The organism is Pseudomonas sp. AC532, assembly GCF_979258965.1.
The window spans coordinates 4,378,001-4,397,734 of sequence record NZ_OZ409888.1 but is presented as its reverse complement, the minus strand read 5'-3'; the positions used below and the strand labels follow the sequence as shown (position 1 = coordinate 4,397,734).

At 63.3% G+C, this 19,734-nt stretch carries 21 protein-coding genes; 10 read left to right on the top strand and 11 right to left on the bottom strand.

Annotated elements, in window-relative coordinates:
* Window positions 1-21 precede the first annotated feature (21 nt).
* The 3 genes from glpK to glpD all read left to right on the top strand — a co-directional run bounded on the left by glpK (window position 22) and on the right by glpD (window position 4,246).
* On the top strand, window positions 22-1,527 hold the full coding sequence (glpK, locus tag ACZ0AV_RS20395) for a glycerol kinase GlpK (RefSeq protein ID WP_499152710.1): 1,506 nt from the start codon (window positions 22-24) through the stop codon (window positions 1,525-1,527).
* A gap of 83 nt (window positions 1,528-1,610) precedes the next feature.
* Window positions 1,611-2,366: a DeoR family transcriptional regulator gene (locus tag ACZ0AV_RS20390; protein WP_499152709.1), complete on the top strand. Its 756-nt coding sequence runs from the start codon at window positions 1,611-1,613 to the stop codon at window positions 2,364-2,366.
* Between the two features lie 284 nt (window positions 2,367-2,650).
* Window positions 2,651-4,246 carry a glycerol-3-phosphate dehydrogenase gene (gene glpD / locus ACZ0AV_RS20385; RefSeq protein ID WP_499152708.1) on the top strand — a complete coding sequence of 532 codons (1,596 nt, stop codon included), beginning with the start codon at window positions 2,651-2,653 and terminating at the stop codon, window positions 4,244-4,246.
* Here glpD and ACZ0AV_RS20380 read toward each other — a convergent pair.
* The gene (locus ACZ0AV_RS20380; RefSeq protein WP_499152707.1) at window positions 4,170-5,159 is read right to left on the bottom strand and encodes an alpha/beta fold hydrolase; all 990 of its coding nucleotides are present in this window, start codon (window positions 5,157-5,159) and stop codon (window positions 4,170-4,172) included. The two genes, glpD and ACZ0AV_RS20380, sit on opposite strands and share 77 nt — an antisense overlap.
* 214 nt (window positions 5,160-5,373) lie before the next feature.
* Here ACZ0AV_RS20380 and metR point away from each other — a divergent pair, with 214 nt between their 5' ends.
* Complete coding sequence (metR, locus tag ACZ0AV_RS20375) at window positions 5,374-6,294, top strand: transcriptional regulator MetR (protein WP_499152706.1); 921 nt, start codon at window positions 5,374-5,376, stop codon at window positions 6,292-6,294.
* Window positions 6,295-6,298: 4 nt separating this feature from the next.
* Here metR and ACZ0AV_RS20370 read toward each other — a convergent pair whose 3' ends face one another.
* Both ACZ0AV_RS20370 and ACZ0AV_RS20365 read right to left on the bottom strand, forming a co-directional pair.
* A complete protein-coding gene (locus ACZ0AV_RS20370; RefSeq protein ID WP_499152705.1) occupies window positions 6,299-7,621 on the bottom strand; it encodes an APC family permease in 1,323 nt (440 codons plus the stop codon).
* A 108-nt stretch (window positions 7,622-7,729) separates the two neighbouring features.
* Window positions 7,730-8,548, bottom strand: a complete 819-nt coding sequence (locus ACZ0AV_RS20365; RefSeq protein WP_499152704.1) for a carbon-nitrogen hydrolase family protein — start codon at window positions 8,546-8,548, stop codon at window positions 7,730-7,732.
* A 163-nt stretch (window positions 8,549-8,711) separates the two neighbouring features.
* On the opposite strand from ACZ0AV_RS20365, the gene ACZ0AV_RS20360 reads away from it, so the two are divergent.
* The 5 genes from ACZ0AV_RS20360 to cmoB all read left to right on the top strand — a co-directional run bounded on the left by ACZ0AV_RS20360 (window position 8,712) and on the right by cmoB (window position 12,188).
* Entirely contained in the window at window positions 8,712-9,497 is a 786-nt protein-coding gene (locus ACZ0AV_RS20360; protein ID WP_499152703.1) for a helix-turn-helix transcriptional regulator, read from the top strand.
* A gap of 51 nt (window positions 9,498-9,548) precedes the next feature.
* Complete coding sequence (locus ACZ0AV_RS20355; protein WP_499152702.1) at window positions 9,549-9,878, top strand: DHCW motif cupin fold protein; 330 nt, start codon at window positions 9,549-9,551, stop codon at window positions 9,876-9,878.
* Window positions 9,879-9,967: 89 nt separating this feature from the next.
* Window positions 9,968-10,357: a protease inhibitor I42 family protein gene (locus tag ACZ0AV_RS20350; RefSeq protein ID WP_499152701.1), complete on the top strand. Its 390-nt coding sequence runs from the start codon at window positions 9,968-9,970 to the stop codon at window positions 10,355-10,357.
* A gap of 89 nt (window positions 10,358-10,446) precedes the next feature.
* The gene (cmoA, locus tag ACZ0AV_RS20345) at window positions 10,447-11,223 is read left to right on the top strand and encodes a carboxy-S-adenosyl-L-methionine synthase CmoA (protein ID WP_499152700.1); all 777 of its coding nucleotides are present in this window, start codon (window positions 10,447-10,449) and stop codon (window positions 11,221-11,223) included.
* Window positions 11,220-12,188, top strand: coding sequence for a tRNA 5-methoxyuridine(34)/uridine 5-oxyacetic acid(34) synthase CmoB (cmoB, locus tag ACZ0AV_RS20340; protein ID WP_499152699.1), 969 nt, complete (start codon window positions 11,220-11,222; stop codon window positions 12,186-12,188). The genes cmoA and cmoB overlap by 4 nt, the downstream gene beginning before the upstream one ends.
* 9 nt (window positions 12,189-12,197) lie before the next feature.
* On the opposite strand, the gene ACZ0AV_RS20335 is transcribed toward cmoB, so the two are convergent.
* Window positions 12,198-12,473 carry a hypothetical protein gene (locus tag ACZ0AV_RS20335; protein WP_499152698.1) on the bottom strand — a complete coding sequence of 92 codons (276 nt, stop codon included), beginning with the start codon at window positions 12,471-12,473 and terminating at the stop codon, window positions 12,198-12,200.
* A 142-nt stretch (window positions 12,474-12,615) separates the two neighbouring features.
* Between ACZ0AV_RS20335 and ACZ0AV_RS20330 the strand changes: the two genes are divergently transcribed.
* On the top strand, window positions 12,616-13,500 hold the full coding sequence (locus ACZ0AV_RS20330) for a LysR substrate-binding domain-containing protein (protein ID WP_499152697.1): 885 nt from the start codon (window positions 12,616-12,618) through the stop codon (window positions 13,498-13,500).
* 8 nt (window positions 13,501-13,508) lie between these two features.
* On the opposite strand, the gene pdxJ is transcribed toward ACZ0AV_RS20330, so the two are convergent.
* From pdxJ to lepA, 7 genes are all read right to left on the bottom strand, one after another.
* Window positions 13,509-14,252: a pyridoxine 5'-phosphate synthase gene (pdxJ, locus tag ACZ0AV_RS20325; protein WP_499152696.1), complete on the bottom strand. Its 744-nt coding sequence runs from the start codon at window positions 14,250-14,252 to the stop codon at window positions 13,509-13,511.
* Window positions 14,245-14,943, bottom strand: coding sequence for a DNA repair protein RecO (gene recO / locus ACZ0AV_RS20320; protein WP_499152695.1), 699 nt, complete (start codon window positions 14,941-14,943; stop codon window positions 14,245-14,247). Before recO ends, pdxJ begins: the two co-directional genes overlap by 8 nt.
* Window positions 14,944-14,984: 41 nt before the next feature.
* Window positions 14,985-15,887 (bottom strand): GTPase Era, encoded by a 903-nt coding sequence (gene era / locus ACZ0AV_RS20315; protein ID WP_499152694.1) that lies wholly within the window; start codon window positions 15,885-15,887, stop codon window positions 14,985-14,987.
* A complete protein-coding gene (gene rnc / locus ACZ0AV_RS20310; protein ID WP_499152693.1) occupies window positions 15,880-16,569 on the bottom strand; it encodes a ribonuclease III in 690 nt (229 codons plus the stop codon). The genes era and rnc overlap by 8 nt, the downstream gene beginning before the upstream one ends.
* Window positions 16,566-16,943: a DUF4845 domain-containing protein gene (locus ACZ0AV_RS20305; RefSeq protein WP_499152692.1), complete on the bottom strand. Its 378-nt coding sequence runs from the start codon at window positions 16,941-16,943 to the stop codon at window positions 16,566-16,568. Before ACZ0AV_RS20305 ends, rnc begins: the two co-directional genes overlap by 4 nt.
* 107 nt (window positions 16,944-17,050) lie before the next feature.
* The gene (lepB, locus tag ACZ0AV_RS20300) at window positions 17,051-17,905 is read right to left on the bottom strand and encodes a signal peptidase I (RefSeq protein WP_499152691.1); all 855 of its coding nucleotides are present in this window, start codon (window positions 17,903-17,905) and stop codon (window positions 17,051-17,053) included.
* 5 nt (window positions 17,906-17,910) lie between these two features.
* A complete protein-coding gene (gene lepA, locus ACZ0AV_RS20295) occupies window positions 17,911-19,710 on the bottom strand; it encodes a translation elongation factor 4 (protein ID WP_499152690.1) in 1,800 nt (599 codons plus the stop codon).
* Window positions 19,711-19,734: the final 24 nt, after the last annotated feature.

The window sequence follows — 19,734 nt, the reverse complement described above, 5'->3', positions numbered from 1 at the left end:
AACTCGTTCAAGGCAATCGACATGACAGACATTCAGAACAAGAATTACATCATTGCCCTCGACCAGGGTACGACCAGTTCCCGGGCGATCATCTTTGATCGCGACGCCAACGTGGTGTGCATCGCCCAGCGCGAATTCACCCAGCACTATCCGCAAAGCGGCTGGGTCGAGCATGATCCCATGGAAATTTTCGCCACCCAGAGTGCCGTCATGGTCGAGGCCCTGGCGCAGGCGGGCCTGCACCATGATCAGGTGGCAGCCATCGGCATCACCAATCAACGTGAAACCACCGTGGTCTGGGACAAGAACACCGGCCGGCCGATCCACAACGCGGTCGTCTGGCAGTGCCGCCGCAGCACCGAGATCTGCCAGCAGCTCAAGCGGGATGGTTACGAGGACTACATTCAAAAGACCACTGGGCTGGTCACCGACCCCTACTTTTCCGGCACCAAACTGAAGTGGATCCTCGACCATGTCGAGGGCAGCCGCGAACGCGCGCGCAAGGGTGAGCTGCTGTTCGGCACCGTCGATAGCTGGCTGATCTGGAAATTCACCGGCGGCAAGGTGCACATCACCGATTACACCAACGCCTCGCGCACCATGCTTTTCAACATCCATACCCTGGAGTGGGACGAGAAGATGCTCGAGGTGCTGGATATCCCGCGCGAGATGCTTCCTGAAGTGAAGTCCTCGTCGGAAATCTACGGCCACACCAAGAGCGGCATTGCCATCGCCGGTATCGCTGGCGATCAGCAGGCGGCACTGTTCGGCCAGATGTGCGTCGAGCCCGGGCAGGCGAAAAACACTTACGGCACCGGCTGTTTCCTGCTGATGAACACCGGCGACAAGGCAGTGAAGTCCCAGCACGGCATGCTGACCACCATCGCATGCGGCCCGCGCGGTGAAGTGGGCTATGCGCTGGAAGGCGCAATTTTCAACGGTGGCTCGACCATCCAGTGGCTGCGCGACGAGCTGAAGGTGGTCAACGACGCCTTCGATACCGAGTACTTTGCCAACAAGGTCAAGGACAGCAACGGCGTATACCTGGTACCAGCGTTCACCGGCCTGGGCGCGCCCTACTGGGATCCCTACGCGCGCGGCGCGCTGTTCGGCCTGACCCGTGGCGTGCGCGTTGACCACATCATCCGCGCGGCACTGGAATCCATCGCCTACCAGACACGCGATGTGCTCGATGCCATGCAGCAGGACTCCGGCGAACGCCTGAAGTCTCTGCGCGTGGACGGTGGTGCGGTGGCCAATAACTTCCTCATGCAATTTCAGGCCGACATTCTTGGCACGCACGTGGAACGCCCGGAAATGCGTGAAACCACCGCGCTGGGTGCAGCCTACCTGGCCGGCCTGGCATGCGGTTTCTGGAGCAGCCTGGACGAACTGCGCGGCAAGGCGGTGATCGAGCGCGAGTTCGAACCACAACTGGCCGAGGCGGAGAAGGAGGCGCTGTATGCGGGCTGGAAAAAAGCCGTCGACCGTACCCGCGACTGGCAGCCCCATGAGGAGGCCAAATAGGCGTCGCCGCCGCGACAACTGGCAGCGAGCAGGTTCGTGCGGCATCATGGAAGGATTCCGTGCGGCAGCCCCAAGGAAACCCCATGAATCTGCCTCCCCGTCAGCAGCAAATCCTCGATCTGATCCGCGAACGCGGCTACGTCAGCATCGAGGAGCTGGCCAGTGTGTTCGTCGTTACCCCGCAAACCATCCGCCGTGACATCAATCACCTGGCGGATGCCAATATGCTGCGCCGCTACCATGGCGGCGCGGCCTATGACTCGAGCGTCGAGAACACCGCCTACGCCATGCGCGCCGATCAGATGCGCCACGAGAAACAGCGCATTGGCGAAGCCATCGCCGCGATGATTCCCGACCATGCCTCGCTGTTCATCAACATCGGCACCACCACCGAATCGGTTGCCCGTGCACTGCTCAATCACAACCACCTGAAGGTCATCACCAACAACCTCAACGTGGCATCGATGCTCAGCGCCAAGGACGATTTCGACGTACTGCTCACTGGCGGCAGCGTGCGCCGCGATGGTGGGCTGGTCGGTCAGGCGAGCGTCGACTTCATCAACCAGTTCAAGGTCGACTTCGCCCTCGTCGGCATCAGCGGCATCGACGAAGACGGCAGCCTGCTGGATTTCGACTACCAGGAAGTGCGCGTCTCCCAGGCGATCATCGCCAACGCCCGCAAGGTTATCCTGGCGGCCGACTCGAGCAAGTTCGGACGCAACGCCATGATCCGCCTTGGCCCCATCAGCCTGATCGACTGCCTGGTGACCGACCAGCAGCCGGTGCCGGCCCTCTGCCACCTGCTCGAGCAGCACAAGATTCGCCTCGAAGTGGCCTGACGCCGCCGCACCACGCATTCTTCAGCCCAACCCGCGCGCGATACGCCTGACAGGTCGCGCACGGGCAGGGCTGGCTGCGCCTCACCGATTGTTCATTCGAACACAAGGCGAACCTTCTGCCGCCGGCGGCCTCTGTAAAAATGTTCGCCAATTTTCATTCTTAGGCAGGGCGATGAGTTTTTTCAATCGAATCGCACTGGATACCGCGCTACTCATGCGCTAGTATTTTCGCAAATGAACATAAATGTTCGAATTCCAATACCAAAGCAACACGAGGCCTGACGATGCCCACAACCAGTCTGTCTACCAGCCCGCTGTCCGAGATCTACGATGTTGCCGTCGTTGGCGGCGGTATCAATGGTGCCGGTATCGCTTGCGATGCAGCCGGTCGTGGCCTGTCGGTGTTTCTCTGCGAAAAGGACGACCTGGCCCGTCACACCTCGTCGGCGAGCAGCAAATTGATCCACGGCGGCCTGCGCTATCTGGAACACCACGAATTCCGCCTGGTGCGTGAGGCCCTGGCCGAGCGCGAAGTGCTGCTGGCCAAGGCGCCGCATATCGTCAGCCCGATGCGCTTCATCCTGCCCCATCGCCCGCATCTGCGCCCTGCGTGGATGATCCGCGCCGGTCTGTTTTTGTACGACAATCTCGGCAAACGCAAGGCGTTGCCGCGCTCGCGTGGCGTGCGCTTCGATGCGGGCAGCCCGCTTAAGGCGCAGATCACCCGCGGCTTCGAATACTCCGACTGCTGGGTGGATGACGCTCGCCTGGTGGTGCTCAACGCCATGGCGGCGCGCGAACACGGCGCTCACGTGCACACCCACACCCGGTGCGTCAGCGCGCGGCGCAGCAAGGGCCTGTGGCACATCCATCTGGAACGCGCCGACGGCAGCCTGTTCTCGATTCGCGCCAAGGCGCTGGTCAACGCAGCAGGGCCCTGGGTGGCGCGCTTCATTCGCGACGACCTCAAGCAGCAATCGCCCTACGGCATTCGCCTGATCCAGGGCAGCCACATCGTTGTGCCACGGCTGTTCGACGGCGAGCAGGCCTATATCCTGCAGAACGAGGATCGCCGTATTGTGTTCGCCATTCCCTACCTCGACCGCTTTACCCTGATCGGCACCACCGACCGCGAATACAGCGGCGACCCGGCCACGGTCAGCATCAGCGAGGAAGAAACCGACTACTTGCTCAAGGTGGTCAACGATCATTTTCGCAAGGCAATCAGCCGTGCCGACATCCTGCACAGCTACGCAGGTGTGCGCCCTTTGTGCGACGACGAATCCGATGAGCCGTCCGCCATTACCCGCGACTACACCCTGTCGCTGTCGGCCCAGGGCGACGAGCCACCGCTGCTCTCGGTGTTCGGTGGCAAGCTGACCACTTACCGCAAGCTTGCAGAGTCGGCGCTGGCGCAGCTCGCCCCGTTTTTCCCGAACATGTCGGCCCGCTGGACCGCCGACGCGCCATTGCCAGGTGGCGAGCAGATGCACAATCGGCAGAGCCTGGTCGATGCGCTGTGCAAGCGTCACGGCTGGCTGGACGCTGCGCTGGCACAGCGCTGGGCCGCTACGTATGGCAGCCGCACCTGGCAGCTGCTCAGCGACGCGCAGAACATCGAGCACCTCGGCGAGGACTTCGGCCACGGCCTGTACGCTCGGGAAGTGGATTACCTGCGCGAGCACGAGTGGGCCACCGAAGTGGACGACATTCTCTGGCGGCGCAGCAAGCTCGGCTTGTTCCTCGACGCCGCTCAACGCGAGCGGCTGGAACGCTACATGACGCCAGCCGTGCCACTGGCCGTTACATCTGTACCAGTTGCACATCCTGCCGGTGAGCTTGCAGGTGTGGCAGTACAGCCGCCAGCAACGGCGCCTTGAAGCGCTCCTGAAAGCGGTGAGCGAGCCCGGGAATCAGGCGCAGCTCGCTGCCGCGCACATGGGCCGCCACATGCACGCCGTGCATCACCGGCAATAGCGGGTCAGCGGTGCCATGCACCACCAGGGTCGGCACACGCAGGCGATTGAGCAGGTCTACGCGGCTGCCCTCCGCGAGAATGGCCAGTAGTTGGCGCTCCACACCGGCCGGGTTGAAGGCCCGGTCGTAGGCGACCTCGGCCTGGTGCAGCAGCATCGCGCGATCATCCACCACCGCCGGGCTACCCAGCGCTGCCAGCAGGTCTGCCTGCTGCTCCAGGGCCATCTCGCGGCTCGGCGCATCCCGTCGCGACAGCAACTGCACCAGCGCCTGGCTAGGCGCCGGCAGCCCCTGGGCACCCGAGCTGGTCATCACCAGGGTCAGGCTCTGCACCCGCTGCGGCGCAATGTCCGCGACGTGCTGGGCGATCATCCCGCCCATGCTGGCACCCAGCAAATGAAACCGGTGAATGCCCAGGGCATCCATCAGCCCCAGAGCATCACCCGCCATGTCGCGCAACCCGTAGGGCGCGCCGACGGATAGCCCGAGCCGATAGCGCAGTACCTCATAGGCGAGGTTGGCTGTCGGCGCATCAGCATTCCAGCGACTCAGGCCGACATCGCGGTTGTCGTAGCGGATCACCCGGAAACCCTGCGCACAGAGTTGTTCGACCACGTCGTCCGGCCAGTGGATCAGCTGCCCACCCAGGCCCATCACCAGCAACAACGCAGGATCGCTGCTGCGTCCGATGCTCTGGTAGGCGAGGCTCACCTCGCCCACCGATACGCGCTCGACGTCCGCATGGACCTGGCAGGCTTCCGTCGCCAGGGACGGCAGGCTGCACAGCAGGGCAGCCAGAAAAAACAGCACGCGCATCATTCATGTTCCACAAGCAGAAAGCCGACTAGCAGAGAAGTGTTGCAGTTCTCTCTCGATGCGCGCTGCCACAGAACGGTGACAGTTTGATGAAACCCGCCAGGCGGGTGCCCTCCAAACCCGGCTCGACAGCGGGCCAAGCCATGAGCGACACTGCGCACATGAAAGGCGCTCATCTTCGTTGCCGCCTGATTGAATATTTTGCAGGCCCGCGATGCTCGAAATACGTCACCTGAAAACCCTTCACGCCCTGCGTGAGACCGACAGCCTGGTCGACGCGGCCGACCGCCTGCACCTGACTCAGTCGGCGCTGTCGCACCAGTTCAAGGAACTGGAGGAGCGCCTCGGCATGCAGCTGTTCGTGCGCAAGACCAAACCGGTACGGTTCACCAGTGCCGGCCTGCGCCTGCTGCAGCTGTGCGACAGCGTATTGCCACTGCTGCGCAGCGCCGAGCGTGACCTCTCGCGCCTGGCTGGCGGCACTGCGGGCCGCCTGCACATGGCCATCGAATGCCACAGTTGCTTCCAATGGCTGATGCCGACCATCGATCAGTTTCGCGATGCCTGGCCGGAAGTGGAGCTCGACCTGGCCTCGGGATTCTCCTTCGCGCCCCTGCCCGCCCTGGCCCGTGGTGATCTCGACCTGGTGGTGACCTCCGACCCGCTGGAGCTGTCCGGTATCACCTACGTGCCATTGTTCACCTATGAAGCCATGCTGGCGGTTGCCAACCAGCACGCACTGGCCACTCGGCCCTGCATCCGCCCGGCAGACCTGCGCCGGGAAACCCTCATCACCTACCCGGTGGAACGTGATCGGCTGGATATCTTCACGCGGTTTCTCGAACCCGCCGACATCGAGCCGGCCCAGGTACGCACCTCCGAACTGACGGTAATGATGATGCAGCTGGTGGCCAGCGGGCGCGGTGTTTGCGGGCTGCCCAACTGGGCACTGCACGAGTACAGCTCGCGTGGCTACGTGACGGCCAAGCGCCTGGGTGAAAAGGGCCTGTTCGCCACGCTCTACGCGGGCATCCGCACCGACATGCTGGATGCGCCGTTCATGCGCGACTTCCTGCTCACCGCCAAGGACACCTCCTTCGCCAACCTGGAAGGCGTCAGCGTCGCCCGGCAGTGATGGCTCAGTCAGCGTCGAACTGCATCTCAGGTGGCTGGCGCCGAAATCCACCGGTCAACCAGGCGAGATAGACGACGCCCAACGCCAGCCAGCACAGGCCCAGAGTGATCGCCAGGTGGTCCAGGCTGACCATCAGCCACAGCGTGGCGAACACGCCGAGCAGCGGAAACAGCAGGTATTGCAGCGCCGCGCGAGCGCCACGCTGCGGACGGCCGATCCAGTAATGGAAAATCACCGACAGGTTGACCAGCGAGAACGCCAGGAAGGCGCCGAAGTTGATGAACGAGGTCGAGGTGGTCACGTCCAGCTTCAGCGCCAGCAAGGCCACCACCGCACACAGGGCGATGCTGCCCACTGGCGTGCCGAACCGCTGGCTCAGCGTGCCGAACAGACGCTTGGGCAGTACCCCGTCACGGCCCATGGCGAACAGCAGGCGCGAGGCGCTGGCCTGGGCCGACAGCCCCGATGTGAACTGGCCGACGATCAGGCCGATCAGGAAGATCGACACGAACAGGTCACCACCGATGTTGCGAGCGATTTCATAGGCTGCCGAATCGGTGCTGGTGAACGCCGCGCCAGGATGGGCGAGCTGCACGAAGTAGGCGGTGACAATGAAAATCAGCCCGCCAAACAGGGTGATCAGCAGAATCGCCCTGGGGATGGTCTTCTGCGGGTCGCGGGTTTCCTCGGTGAGCGTGCTGACAGCATCGAAGCCGAGAAACGAGTAGCAGGCGATCGCCGCACCGCCCATCACCAGCGGCAGGCTGAAACTGCCGTCGAAGAACGGCTCGAGGCTCCACAACGGCTTGCTCCCATCGCCTGCCACGTAGTGCACGCAAAGGGCGACGAAGGCGACGAGTACCAGGAGCTGCACGAGCATCAGCAGTCCGTTGACCCGCTTGGCCAATTGCAGACCCACCACGTTGATCAGCGATGTCACCACGATGAACGTCAGTACCCACACGGCCTGCGGCACTGCCGGAAATGCTGACCCCAGGTAGGCCGCACCGATCAGCCAGATGGCCATGGGCAGGAACAGGTAATCGAGCAGCACCACCCAGCCGGCGATGAAACCCAGCTTGGCGTTGATCGACTGGCGCACATAGGTATAGGCGGAACCGGCCACGGGATAGGCCGCAGCCATCTTCGCGTAGCTCAGCGCGGTGAACAGCATGGCCAGCGTGGCGGCCACGTAGGCGGCCGGCACCTGCCCGTCGGTCACGTCGGCAAGAATGCCGAAGGTGCCAAGCACGATGATCGGCGTCATGTAGGCGATGCCGAACAGCACCACCGAGCCCAGCGTGAGGGTCCGTTTGAGATTGGCCATTACTGCTACTCCGAGATTTATGTTTTTTATGGCAGAGCCGAAGTCGGCGAACACGGCAACACTCGCCAGGCGCGAAGCCCGGCGGCAATGCGGAGGTGGGCCTCCGTCTTATCGGGGAATCAACAGCTCGCGGCGACCGTCCGCGTAGTCGACGCGTTCGCCAGGCAGTACCAGGCGCCGTTCGTCGAGGTAGCGGTAGTCCCTGCAGGCGGCTTGTAACTGTTCGAGGTCGAGTTCGACGATCTGCCGACACTCCTCGCGTCCGGCTTCACACAGCACCTGGCCGAACGGGTCGACCGCCGCACTGCCGCCAGCGAACACCAGATCGCCATCGCCGCTGCCGACGCGATTGACCATCACCGCGAATGCCTGGTTTTCCATGGCCCGCGCCATGATCGCGGTGCGGTGGGTGGGCCCGTAGGGGTCCATGTTGCCATTGGTGACGATGATCAGATCGGCGCCCAGCTGCGCCAGCGTCCGCGCGCTTTCCGGGAATTCGATATCGAAACAGATCAGGATGCCAACGCGGATGCCCTGCCAGGGCACCGTGACAAAGCGGTCGCCGGGCGTGAACACACCCCGGTCGGACGACCACAGGTGGGTCTTGCGGTAACGCATGGCGATCCCGGCGGGGGTGATCAGCAGCGTGGTGTTGTAGAACAGCCCACCCTCGCTCTCCGCCATGCCAATGGCTACCGATACGTTGCGCTCGCGAACGGCTTGCTGCACGGCCTGTACGCTGGGCCCGTCGATGGGCTCGGCGACGGCAGCGATGTTGAGCGGGGTTGGAAACCCCATCAGATGGGTTTCCGAAAACACCAGCAGATCGGTACCGTCGGCGCTGTCGGCAATTGCCTGCAGGGCGCGACTGAGGTTGTATGCGGTGTCGCCATCGCGACCGCGCATTTGCAAGAGTTCGATCTTCATCGGCATGTCCTGTTGTTTTGTTCACGGCAGGCAAAGGCGGCAGAATCCCATCTTCGGTATGGCGAACCGCGATGGGCCGCCCTGCCGGTGCGATTGGTCGAGTATGGCGCCACGCATCGCTGCCGGTAATCACGCGGGCGGGTTAACCCTTTGGGGGTAGGAAATGGGACTGTCGTTGCAGCACATCGCCTGGCATCAGTCGGTTGGTAAACTCATCGAAGGGCTGGATCGCCCCGGTTTCTGGACGGCACTGGTACGTTTGCTGGAACAGTACGTGGCCTTCGACAGCTGGGTGGTGCTGATCTTCAGTGACGCCCGACCCCAGGTGCTCGCCGAATGCCCAGGCCTCGACGGTGGCCCCGACACCCTGTTTCTGGACTACCTCAAGGGCCTGTACCAACTCGACCCCTTCTACATCAACAGCCGCGAACGCAGCGCCGGCGGCCTGCTGCACCTGGCCGACGTGGCGCCCCAATACTTCGAGCGAACCGATTACTACCAGCGCTACTTCCGACTCAACGTGGTGGTCGACGAGGTGCAGTTCAATGTTCCACTGGGGGACGGCCGCACACTGTGTCTGTCGCTCGGCGCCCGGCATCGCTTCAGCCCCGAGAACCTAGCACTGCTTGGCCTGGTGCAGCCCTGGGTGAGCGGGCTGATGCGCCAGCGCCTGACCTTCGAGCAGGAGCTGCTCGGCGGCGCCCCAGTCGGCCCGGCGCGCCTGCAGGCACACGCAAGCGCCGGGCACCGCCTGGAAGACACCCTCACGACGCGCGAACTGGAAGTCGCCCGGCTGCTGCTCAGCGGCTGCTCGGGCAAGGAGATTGCCCGCAAACTGGCGATTTCCACGGAGACGGTCAAGGTGCACCGCAAGCACATCTACGGCAAGTTGGGGATCAAGTCGCAATCGGAACTGTTCGTGCTGTTTCTGCAGGCGCAACAGGATTGACCCGCACGCGGCCTACCCGGCGGCGGCGCCCACCCTTATCTGGAAACCCTCATGAACATCAACGATATCCCCTTCGGCACCACTGACTGGCACCAGGTCGCGGCCACCGAGCACCCAGGGGAAACGGGCATGGCCCATTGGCGCACGCAACAGTTCGGCGCACTGCGCGTGCGCATGGTCGACTACTCGCCGGGTTACCTGGCCGATCACTGGTGCCACAAGGGCCACATCCTGCTGTGCCTGGAAGGCGAACTGCACACCGAACTGGAGGATGGCCGGCGATTCGTGATGACCGCCGGCATGAGCTATCAGGTCGCCGACGGCGCCGAAGCGCACCGCAGCTCGACCACGACCGGCGCCCGCCTGTTCATCGTCGACTGATGGGCGCCGCCGCTCGGCGTGGCTGCCGGGTTACAGGCCTGGCCTCAGCGGCTATGCTGACACGCGTTTTCCAGCCAACGGAGCCATTGATGACCATCGCCCATAGCCTGTCGCTCGTCGCAGCCGTCACCCTGCTCAGTGCCTGTGCAAGCCCCTCGAAGAGCGTCACCGTACAAGAACAGACGCAGTGCCCGATCGCGCTTCAGGTAGGCCAGCAGATGATCCTCAGCCTGCCGAGCAACCCCACCACCGGTTACCGCTGGGCGGTGCGTGAGGATGCCGGCAGGGTGCTCAAGAGCCTCGGCCCGGAAGTCTACAGCGCCTCGGAATCGGATCTGGTCGGTGGCGACGGTTACTCAACCTGGCGCTTCCAGGCGACCGAGAGCGGCGAGGCGCAGTTGCTGCTGACCTACGCCCAGCCCTGGGACGTCAGCACCGAACCCGCAGAAACGTTCGACTGCCGTATTCGCGTTCGCTAGCCGCACCGGCGCGACAGAACCCGCAGGTAACGTTCCCCCAGCGATGCCTGCCGTCGACAGGGTTTGGCTAATCGCCGGACTTGGCTAAAATGCGCGCCTTTCCAGCACCGCGCAGACCGACCGTGAACAGACAGCCCGACCAACTTTTCGCCCAGCCACTGGATCAGGTCCCGGACTTCGTGTTCAACGAAGACGTGGCGCGCGTGTTTCCGGACATGATCAAGCGCTCCGTGCCCGGCTATCCGACCATTGTCGAAAACATTGGCGTACTGGCCGGCCAGTTCGCCCAGCCCGGCAGCCTGCTGTATGACCTGGGCAGCTCGCTGGGCGCCGTCACCCAGGCATTGCGCCGCCACGTGCAGGTCGAGGGTTGCCGGGTGATTGCGGTGGACAATTCGGCGGCCATGGTCGAGCGCTGCCGCGAATACCTGCACGCCCAGGACGCCATGTTCCAGGAGCTGCTGCCGGTCGAGGTCATCGAAGCCGACATCCTCGCCATGCAGTGGCAGCCCGCCTCCCTGGTGGCGATGAACTTCACCCTGCAGTTCATCGCGCCGGACAATCGCCTTGAGCTGCTCGGCCGCATTCATCGCACCCTGCTGCCCGGTGGCGCGCTCATCCTCTCGGAAAAGCTGCGTTTCGAGGACCGGCAACAACATACCCTGCTCACCGACCTGCACCTGGCCTTCAAGCGCGCCAACGGCTACAGCGAGCTGGAAATCGCCCAGAAACGCAGCGCCATCGAGAACGTGATGCTGCCCGACAGCCTCGAGCAACATCGGGAGCGCCTGCACGCCGCCGGCTTCAGCAAGGTGGTGCCCTGGTTCCAGTGCCTCAACTTCGCCTCCCTGGTGGCGCTGCCATGATGCGCCGCATGGACCTCGACGCCCTGCAGGCGGAGCTGGCGGGCACCCCAATGCAGGACTGGAGCGCCGACCTGCCCGCGCAGATCGATGCCAGGCTGGCCATCGGGCACGGTGACCTGCAGCGCTGGTATGCGGCCGTCGAAGCCTTGCCGCCACTGGTCGCCGAGCGGCTCGACCTGCGCGAAGACTTCCGCCTCGGCGGCCAGCACGACGACACCACCCACGCAGCCCTGGATAGCGCCTTGCGTGGCCTGATCCCCTGGCGCAAGGGCCCGTTCCACCTGTTCGGCGTGCACGTGGACACCGAATGGCGCTCGGATTGGAAATGGCAGCGAGTGTCCCCGCACCTGGACCTGACCGGCAAGCGCGTGCTCGATGTCGGCTGCGGCAACGGCTACTACATGTGGCGTATGCTCGGCGACGGCGCCAGGAGCGTGGTCGGCATCGACCCCAACTGGCTGTTCCTCTGCCAGTTCCTGGCGATGAAACACTACTTGCCGGACCTGCCTGCCTGGCACCTGCCGATTGGCATCGAAGACCTGCCCGCCAAGCTGCAGGGCTTCGACACCGTGTTCTCCATGGGTGTGCTGTATCACCGCCGCTCGCCCATCGACCACCTGCTGGAACTCAAGGACTGCCTGCTCAAGGGCGGCGAGCTGGTACTGGAAACGCTGGTGGTCGAAGGCGATGCCAACCAGGTCCTGGTTCCCGAAGATCGCTATGCGCAGATGCGCAACGTGTGGTTCCTGCCCTCGGTTGCTGCGCTGGAGCTGTGGCTACGCCGCGCCGGCTTCGTCGACGTGCGCTGCGTGGACGTCAGCGTCACCTCGGTCGAGGAGCAGCGCAGCACCGAGTGGATGCGCTTCCAGTCGCTACCGGAATTCCTCGACCCGCTGGATCACCGCCGCACCCTCGAGGGCCTGCCGGCGCCACGCCGTGCCGTGCTGGTCGCACGCAAGCCCTGAGCGCCGCCCTCAGTCATCGGCGGGGCGAGTGCGGCGCCACTCGGCCTGGCGCGCGACGATCACCCGCAACGGCATGCGGGCGCCTGCGCTGACACGCGAATGAATGCTACCCAGGCGCACCTGGCCGAGCTCGTCGAGCACCAGCAGGCGGCGCATCTTGCGGCGCCAGCGCCAGGCGAAACACCAGTCAGCCACCCATTGCATCCACTCCTCGGGAAAGCTGCCGCATCCGGGCAGCGGCACGCCGCGCGCGGCATGTGCCGCAGGCTGTCTGTTCGCTCTCATGGTCAGGCTCCTCAACGAGTGATCACCGGTGATCGATGATCGCTTGCAGCCAGAGTGAGTTGCGCCTACCGTTAAGACAAACGAGTAATACCTAACCTCTAGTTAAGAAAATATTAACAAACCTATGACAACCGCCTTGCCCATGGACGTCCCCGCCGCGCTGCCTCTGCTGGAGAGCGACGTGCTGAAAACCTTTGTCGGGATTGCCGAAAGCGGCAGCTTCACCCGCACTGCCGCGCAGGTTTTCCGCACCACAGCCGCGGTCAGCCAACAAATCAAGCGCCTGGAGGAAACCCTGGGCCGCCCGCTGTTTCTGCGCGAGAGCCGGCGCGTGCGGCTGACCGCCGATGGCGAGGTCCTGCTCGGCTACGCCCGCCGCCTGCTCAAGCTCAATGAAGAAGCGGTGGCGCAGTTTCTGATTCCAAACCTGGCGGGCACCGTGCGCTTTGGCACGCCGTTCGACATTGGCGTGGGCTCGCTCCCGGATCTGCTGTCGCAGTTCGCCCTGAGTCATCCAGCGGTTCAGGTCGACGTGTCGGTAGGCCGCAGCTGTGAGCTGATCGAGCGTGTGGACGCTGGCGAGCTCGATCTGACCCTGCTCAATACCGGCAACGCCGATGCCGACGACTCCAGAGGCGAGATCATCTGCAGCGAAGCGTTGGTGTGGGCAGGTCGTGAAGGCGGCCTGGCGGTCAAGCGCAGCCCCCTGCCGCTCGCCCTGGCCAATACCGGCTGTGCCTGGCGCCGTGCGGCCCTGGACGGCCTCGACCGCCTGGGGCGCAGCTACCGTATCGCCTATTCCAGCGAGCAGTGTGCGGGACAGGAAGCGGCCCTGCTGGCCGACCTGGCCATAGCAGCGTTCCCCGCCAGCCTGGTCAAGCCCCCGCTACGCCGCCTGGCGCTGCAGGAGCATGGCTTGCCGCCACTGGGCGAGTACCACATCAAACTGCTGCGCGGCAGCAACCGAGGGGCCGCCGCCGAGGCATTGGCGGCGCAGGTAGCGGTGGCCTACGGCGGCCACCGCTGACACGCCGATCAGCCTGCCGCGGCGCCCTGGATCAGCTGCTTCATTTCGCGTACCGCCTCCTTGAAGCCGACGAACAGCGCATGGCTGACCAGCGCATGACCGATGTTCAGCTCGTTGATGCCGGGGATCGCCGCCACCGGCTCGACGTTGTGGTAATGCAGGCCATGGCCGGCATTGACGATCAGCCCCAGGGAAAGCCCCAGCGCAACGCCCTCGCGGATGCGCTGCAACTCGGCGGCAGCGTCCTGCACATCGTGCGCGTCGGCATAGCGGCCGGTGTGCAACTCGATGGCCGGTGCGCCTACGCGCTTGCTCGCCTCGATCTGCCGCGGATCGGCATCAATGAACAACGACACTTCGCTGCCGGCAGCGGCCAGGCGCTGCACTGCAGCGGCAATGCGTGCTTCCTGTCCGGCCACATCCAGGCCACCCTCGGTGGTCAGTTCCTGGCGGGTTTCCGGTACCAGGCAGACGTGCGCGGGGCGGATCTGTTCGGCGAAGTCGAGCATGAAATCGGTGACGCCCATCTCGAAGTTCATGCGCGTCTGCAGCACCTGCGCGAGCAGGCGTACGTCACGTTCCTGAATGTGCCGCCGATCTTCGCGCAGGTGCACGGTGATGCCATCGGCACCCGCCTCTTCGGCGTCCAGCGCGGCCTTGACCGGGTCGGGATAGCGCGTGCCCCGCGCCTGGCGCAGGGTGGCCACGTGGTCGATATTCACACCCAGCAAAACACGATTGGCTTCAGTCACGGCTTGGCTCCTTGAGCGTCATGAACAATTCGCGGCTGACCAGCGGTCGACCACCCAGATGGGGCGCGAGCGCCTGACGCATCAGGCGCTTGGCAGCGGCCAGCGCGCCTGGCGCGGTCCAGTCCGCCTCGGCCATGGCCAGCAGCTCGCTACCAAGAAAGGCACCGGGCTGCCAGTGGCCAATGGGCAACAGGCCGCTATCGGCCTGCAAGCGATAAAGCCCGGTAGCGACCACCGCATCGCCCTGCACATCGCTGTCGAGCGCAAACCCGTAACCCAGCTCGTCCAGCAACCGCCACTCGAAGGCCCGCAGCAGCGGCTCCAGGGCTCGCCCCTGAGCCAGCGCCAGCACCGTCATGGCGTACTGCTCGAAGATCACCGGGTGTGGGTCCTCCGCTGGCAGCACGCGGATCAGCAACTCGTTCAGGTACATGCCGCTGAACAACGCGTCGCCGGAAAGCAGATTGGGAATGCCAGCCGCCTCCAGGCGGCCGACGTTCTTGAGCTCACCGCGCCCGCGGGTTTCCAGTTCGAGGGGAATGAACGGTCGGGCCAGAGTGCCGGCCTTGCCACGCGCGCCACGCAATACGGCGCGCAGGCGCCCCTGGGGCGTCAGGAAATCGACCAGTGCGCTGCTTTCGCGGTACGCACGGCTGTGCAGGACATAGGCGGGCTGGCTGAGCGCAAGCATGCTGAATCACCCGCTATCGAGGCCAGAGGCAGAATGCCGTGTCAGATATTGTCGTAGCCCAGGGAACGCAGTGCGCGCTCGTCATCGGACCAGCCGCTCTTGACCTTGACCCACAGGTTGAGCATGACCTTGGTGTCGAACATCGACTCCATATCCTTGCGCGCTTCCTGGCCGATGCGCTTGATGCGCTCACCCTTCTCGCCAATGATGATCTTCTTCTGCCCGTCACGTTCGACCAGCACCAGCGCGTGGATGTGCATGATCCGCCCTTCGCGCTTGAACTCTTCGATCTCGACGGTGATCTGGTAAGGCAGTTCCGCGCCAAGCTGGCGCATGATCTTCTCGCGCACCAATTCAGCCGCGAAAAAGCGCCCGGAGCGATCAGTGATCTGGTCTTCCGGGAAGAAGTGCACGCCCTCGGGCAGGCGCTCGCCTACCAGCTTCTCCAGGGCTTCCAGGTTGTGGCCGTGCTGCGCCGAAACCGGCACGATTTCGGCGTTCGGCAACTGCTCGGCCAGCCACTTCAGGTGCGGCATCAGGTCAGCCTTGTCGTCCAGCCGGTCGGTCTTGTTGACGGCCAGAATCACCGGCCCCTGCACGTACTGGATGCGCTCGAGGACCATCTGGTCCTCGTCGGTCCAGCGGGTGCGGTCGACCACGAAGATCACCACGTCGACGTCCTTGAGGGCCGACGAGGCGTTCTTGTTCATGTAGCGGTTGAGCGCTTTCTCGTTGTTCTTGTGCAGGCCGGGCGTATCCACGTAGATGGCCTGGGTCTCGCCTTCGGTCTTGATGCCGAGCATATTGTGGCGGGTGGTCTGCGGCTTGCGCGAGGTGATCGCCAGCTTCTGTCCGAGGATGTGGTTGAGCAACGTCGATTTGCCCACGTTGGGCCGGCCGACGATGGCGACATAGCCACAGCGTGTTACAGGCGAATCAGTCATTGCCGTTCTCCACACCCAGAGCGATCAGCGCTGCCGTCGCCGCAACCTGTTCGGCGATGCGGCGGCTGGCGCCTTGGCCAAGGGTTTTGTCATTGAGTAAATTGACCTGACACTCGACCACGAATGTCCGGCAATGGGGCTCGCCCTGGATATCGACCACCTCGTAACGCGGCAGCTCGCAGGCACGTGACTGCAGAAACTCCTGCAGCCGGGTCTTGGGATCCTTGTTAGTGTCGACCAGCGTCAGGCCATCCAGCTCGTTGGTCAGCCAGGCCAGCACGCGCTCGCGGGCGATGTCCATGCCGACGTCCAGGTAGATGGCGCCGATCAGCGCTTCCAGGGCATCGGCGAGAATCGAATCACGGCGAAAACCGCCGCTCTTCAGTTCGCCCGAGCCCAGGCGCAGGTACTCGCCGAGGTCGAAACCGCGCGCCAGCACGGCCAGGGTCTCACCCTTCACCAGACGCGCGCGCAGCCTCGACAGCTGGCCTTCACGCGCCTGGGGGAAACGCTCGTAGAGCGCCTCGCCAGCAACGAAGTTGAGGATGGCATCACCGAGAAACTCCAGACGCTCATTGTTGCGCCCGGCAAAACTGCGATGGGTCAGCGCCAGGATCATCAGATCCTGGTCCTTGAAGGTGTGCCCGAGCTGTCGCTCGAGGCGGGTCAGCGAAACACTCACGGCATACGCACACGAAATTCTTTATCGAAATTGACCACCAGATCGAGATTCTCGATCAGCGATTCACGTTTTTCATACTTGAGGTGGGCAAGAAACTCGTTGCCATCCTGGGTCACCTTCAGCACATCCCGCATGTTCAGGTCGCGGATGCTGTTGACCGTCATGCCGCGGCTCACGTGGGCATAGAAGTCGCCCACGGTACGGATGTCCTGCAGCTTGTCGGTCTCCACCGAGGTGATGATCTTCTCCATCGACATGTAGTCGAGGTAATGCGGTATCACCTTGAACGCGGTGCTGGCGAGAAACGCCACCACAGCAAGAACCACCAGCCAACTCACAATCGACAGGCCTTGCTGCGAGCGTGCGAATTTCATGTTCTTCCCCAATATCCAGATAGTTCGAGTCGTGCGCATCGGGCGCATGAGAAGACTATAGATAGCTGGCGGCGCCGTATTGAACGGCGCCGCAAATATTCAACGAATCAGTGGATGAGCCCGACACGGGAGAAGTTCGGCACGCTCTTGAACTTCGGATCCGGCCAACTCATCCAGATGGCGAACGCCTTGCCCACGATATTGCGGTCGGGAACCATGCCCAGTACATCCTTGGGAATGCTCGGGTCGTTCCAGTAGCGGCTGTCGTTGGAATTGTCGCGGTTGTCGCCCATCATGAAGTAGTGCCCGGCAGGAACCGTCCACTCCTTGCCAGGCTCGGCGCGGTAGCGGTTCATCTCCTTGCGGATGCGGTGCTCGACTTCGCCCAGACGCTCACTGTAGAGCGTGGCGCTGCCCAGGCTGCCTGGCTCTTCGCCAATCAGTTGCTCGGCTACCGGCTGGCCGTTGACGAACAGGCGCTTGTCGCCGCTATAGCGCACCTGGTCGCCAGGCAGACCGATGACCCGCTTGATGTAATTGACGTTGGGGTCGCTCGGGTAACGGAACACCATCACGTCACCACGCTGCGGGTCACCCACCTCGATCACCTTGGTGTCGAGCACCGGCAGGCGGATGCCATAGGCAAACTTGTTGACCAGGATGAAATCGCCCACCTCCAGGGTGGGGATCATCGAACCCGAGGGAATCTGAAAGGGTTCGACGAGAAACGAGCGCAGTACCAGCACGATGGCCAGCACCGGAAAGAACGACTTGCCGTACTCGACCAGCAACGGCTCTTTGTTGAGCTTCTCGACCACTGCATCGTCGACGTGCTCGACCTTGCCTTGATAACTGGCAATCGCCGCACGACGCCGGGGCGCCAGAAACACCAGATCGAACAGGGCCAGGGCGCCGCACACGGCGACGGCGATGACCAGCAACAGCGGAAAATTAAATGACATAGGCCCTAACTATCCAACTTGAGTACAGCAAGGAAGGCTTCCTGCGGAATCTCCACGTTACCCACCTGCTTCATGCGCTTCTTACCGGCCTTCTGCTTTTCCAGCAGCTTGCGCTTACGGCTCACGTCGCCACCGTAACACTTGGCCAGAACGTTCTTTCTCAGTGCCTTGACCGTGGTCCGTGCGACGATCTGCCCACCAATGGCGGCCTGGATCGCAACATCGAACATCTGCCGAGGGATCAGCTCTTTCATCTTCTCGGTCAACTGGCGCCCTTTGTAGTGGGCGTTGTCGCGGTGCACGATAAGTGCCAGCGCGTCGACCTTGTCACCGTTGATCAACACATCCAGCTTGACCAGATTGGCCGACTGGTAACGGTCGAAATGGTAATCCAGCGAGGCGTAACCGCGGCTGGTGGACTTCAACCGGTCGAAGAAATCCAGTACCACCTCGTTCATCGGCAGGTCGTAGCGCACCTGCACCTGAGTGCCGAGGAACTGCATGTCACGCTGCACGCCGCGCTTCTCGATGCACAGGGTGATGACGTTACCCAGATGCTCCTGCGGAACCAGAATGGTGGCTTGTACGATCGGCTCACGGAAGTCCTCGACCGAGGATACATCCGGCAGCTTGGACGGGTTGTCGACGTAGATCGTTTCACCGGTCTTGAGCACGACCTCGAAAATAACGCTCGGCGCAGTGGTGATCAGGTCCAGGTCGTATTCGCGCTCCAGGCGCTCCTGGATGATCTCCATGTGCAGCATGCCGAGAAACCCGCAGCGGAAGCCGAAGCCCAGGGCATCGGAGCTTTCCGGCAGGTACTGCAGCGACGAATCGTTGAGGGTCAGCTTCTGCAGCGCATCGCGGAAGTCCTCGAAATCGTCGGAGCTCACCGGGAACAGGCCAGCATAGACCTGCGGCTGAATACGCTTGAAGCCCGCCAGCATTTCGACATCGGGGGTCGAACTGAGGGTCAGGGTATCGCCCACCGGCGCGCCATGAATATCCTTGATGCTGGCGATGATGAAGCCCACTTCGCCAGCCTTGAGATCGGCAGTGGCGGTGTGCTTTGGGTTGAACACGCCCACGCTGTCGACCAGATGCACCTTGCCGGTGGACTTGACCAGGATCTTGTCGCCCTTCTTCACCCGGCCGTGACGCACACGCACCAGGGACACCACCCCAAGGTAGTTGTCGAACCACGAATCGATGATCAGCGCCTGCAAGGGCGCTTCGATATCGCCGGTCGGCGCCGGAATGGTATGCACCAGGCGCTCGAGCACCTCATCGACGCCCATGCCGCTCTTGGCGCTACAGGCAACCGCGTCGGTGGCGTCGATACCGATGATCTTCTCGATCTCGTCCTTGACGCGATCGGGATCGGCTTGCGGCAGGTCCATCTTGTTCAGCACGGGCATGACTTCCAGCCCCTGCTCGATGGCGGTGTAACAGTTGGCCACCGACTGCGCTTCCACCCCCTGCCCCGCATCGACCACCAGCAAGGCGCCTTCACAGGCGGCCAGAGAGCGGCTCACCTCATAGGTGAAGTCGACGTGGCCGGGTGTGTCGATGAAGTTCAGCTGGTAGGTGATGCCGTCCTTCGCCTTGTAGTACAGGGTAACGCTGTGGGCCTTGATGGTGATGCCGCGCTCACGCTCCAGGTCCATGGAGTCGAGGACCTGGGCCTCCATCTCACGCGCGGTCAGACCACCGCACATCTGGATGAAACGGTCAGCCAGCGTCGACTTGCCGTGGTCAATGTGGGCAATGATGGAAAAATTGCGGATATGACTCAGGTCACTCACAGGACAACACTCAAAAGGCCGCAG

What these genes read in the sequence shown, in the direction of transcription:
- glpK (WP_499152710.1), top strand. Translation starts at nt 22, where the DNA reads ATGACAGACATTCAGAACAAGAATTACATCATTGCCCTCGACCAGGGT.
- ACZ0AV_RS20390 (WP_499152709.1), top strand. Translation starts at nt 1,611, where the DNA reads ATGAATCTGCCTCCCCGTCAGCAGCAAATCCTCGATCTGATCCGCGAA.
- glpD (WP_499152708.1), top strand. Translation starts at nt 2,651, where the DNA reads ATGCCCACAACCAGTCTGTCTACCAGCCCGCTGTCCGAGATCTACGAT.
- ACZ0AV_RS20380 (WP_499152707.1), bottom strand. Translation starts at nt 5,159, where the DNA reads ATGCGCGTGCTGTTTTTTCTGGCTGCCCTGCTGTGCAGCCTGCCGTCC.
- metR (WP_499152706.1), top strand. Translation starts at nt 5,374, where the DNA reads ATGCTCGAAATACGTCACCTGAAAACCCTTCACGCCCTGCGTGAGACC.
- ACZ0AV_RS20370 (WP_499152705.1), bottom strand. Translation starts at nt 7,621, where the DNA reads ATGGCCAATCTCAAACGGACCCTCACGCTGGGCTCGGTGGTGCTGTTC.
- ACZ0AV_RS20365 (WP_499152704.1), bottom strand. Translation starts at nt 8,548, where the DNA reads ATGAAGATCGAACTCTTGCAAATGCGCGGTCGCGATGGCGACACCGCA.
- ACZ0AV_RS20360 (WP_499152703.1), top strand. Translation starts at nt 8,712, where the DNA reads ATGGGACTGTCGTTGCAGCACATCGCCTGGCATCAGTCGGTTGGTAAA.
- ACZ0AV_RS20355 (WP_499152702.1), top strand. Translation starts at nt 9,549, where the DNA reads ATGAACATCAACGATATCCCCTTCGGCACCACTGACTGGCACCAGGTC.
- ACZ0AV_RS20350 (WP_499152701.1), top strand. Translation starts at nt 9,968, where the DNA reads ATGACCATCGCCCATAGCCTGTCGCTCGTCGCAGCCGTCACCCTGCTC.
- cmoA (WP_499152700.1), top strand. Translation starts at nt 10,447, where the DNA reads ATGCGCGCCTTTCCAGCACCGCGCAGACCGACCGTGAACAGACAGCCC.
- cmoB (WP_499152699.1), top strand. Translation starts at nt 11,220, where the DNA reads ATGATGCGCCGCATGGACCTCGACGCCCTGCAGGCGGAGCTGGCGGGC.
- ACZ0AV_RS20335 (WP_499152698.1), bottom strand. Translation starts at nt 12,473, where the DNA reads ATGAGAGCGAACAGACAGCCTGCGGCACATGCCGCGCGCGGCGTGCCG.
- ACZ0AV_RS20330 (WP_499152697.1), top strand. Translation starts at nt 12,616, where the DNA reads ATGGACGTCCCCGCCGCGCTGCCTCTGCTGGAGAGCGACGTGCTGAAA.
- recO (WP_499152695.1), bottom strand. Translation starts at nt 14,943, where the DNA reads ATGCTTGCGCTCAGCCAGCCCGCCTATGTCCTGCACAGCCGTGCGTAC.
- era (WP_499152694.1), bottom strand. Translation starts at nt 15,887, where the DNA reads ATGACTGATTCGCCTGTAACACGCTGTGGCTATGTCGCCATCGTCGGC.
- ACZ0AV_RS20305 (WP_499152692.1), bottom strand. Translation starts at nt 16,943, where the DNA reads ATGAAATTCGCACGCTCGCAGCAAGGCCTGTCGATTGTGAGTTGGCTG.
- lepB (WP_499152691.1), bottom strand. Translation starts at nt 17,905, where the DNA reads ATGTCATTTAATTTTCCGCTGTTGCTGGTCATCGCCGTCGCCGTGTGC.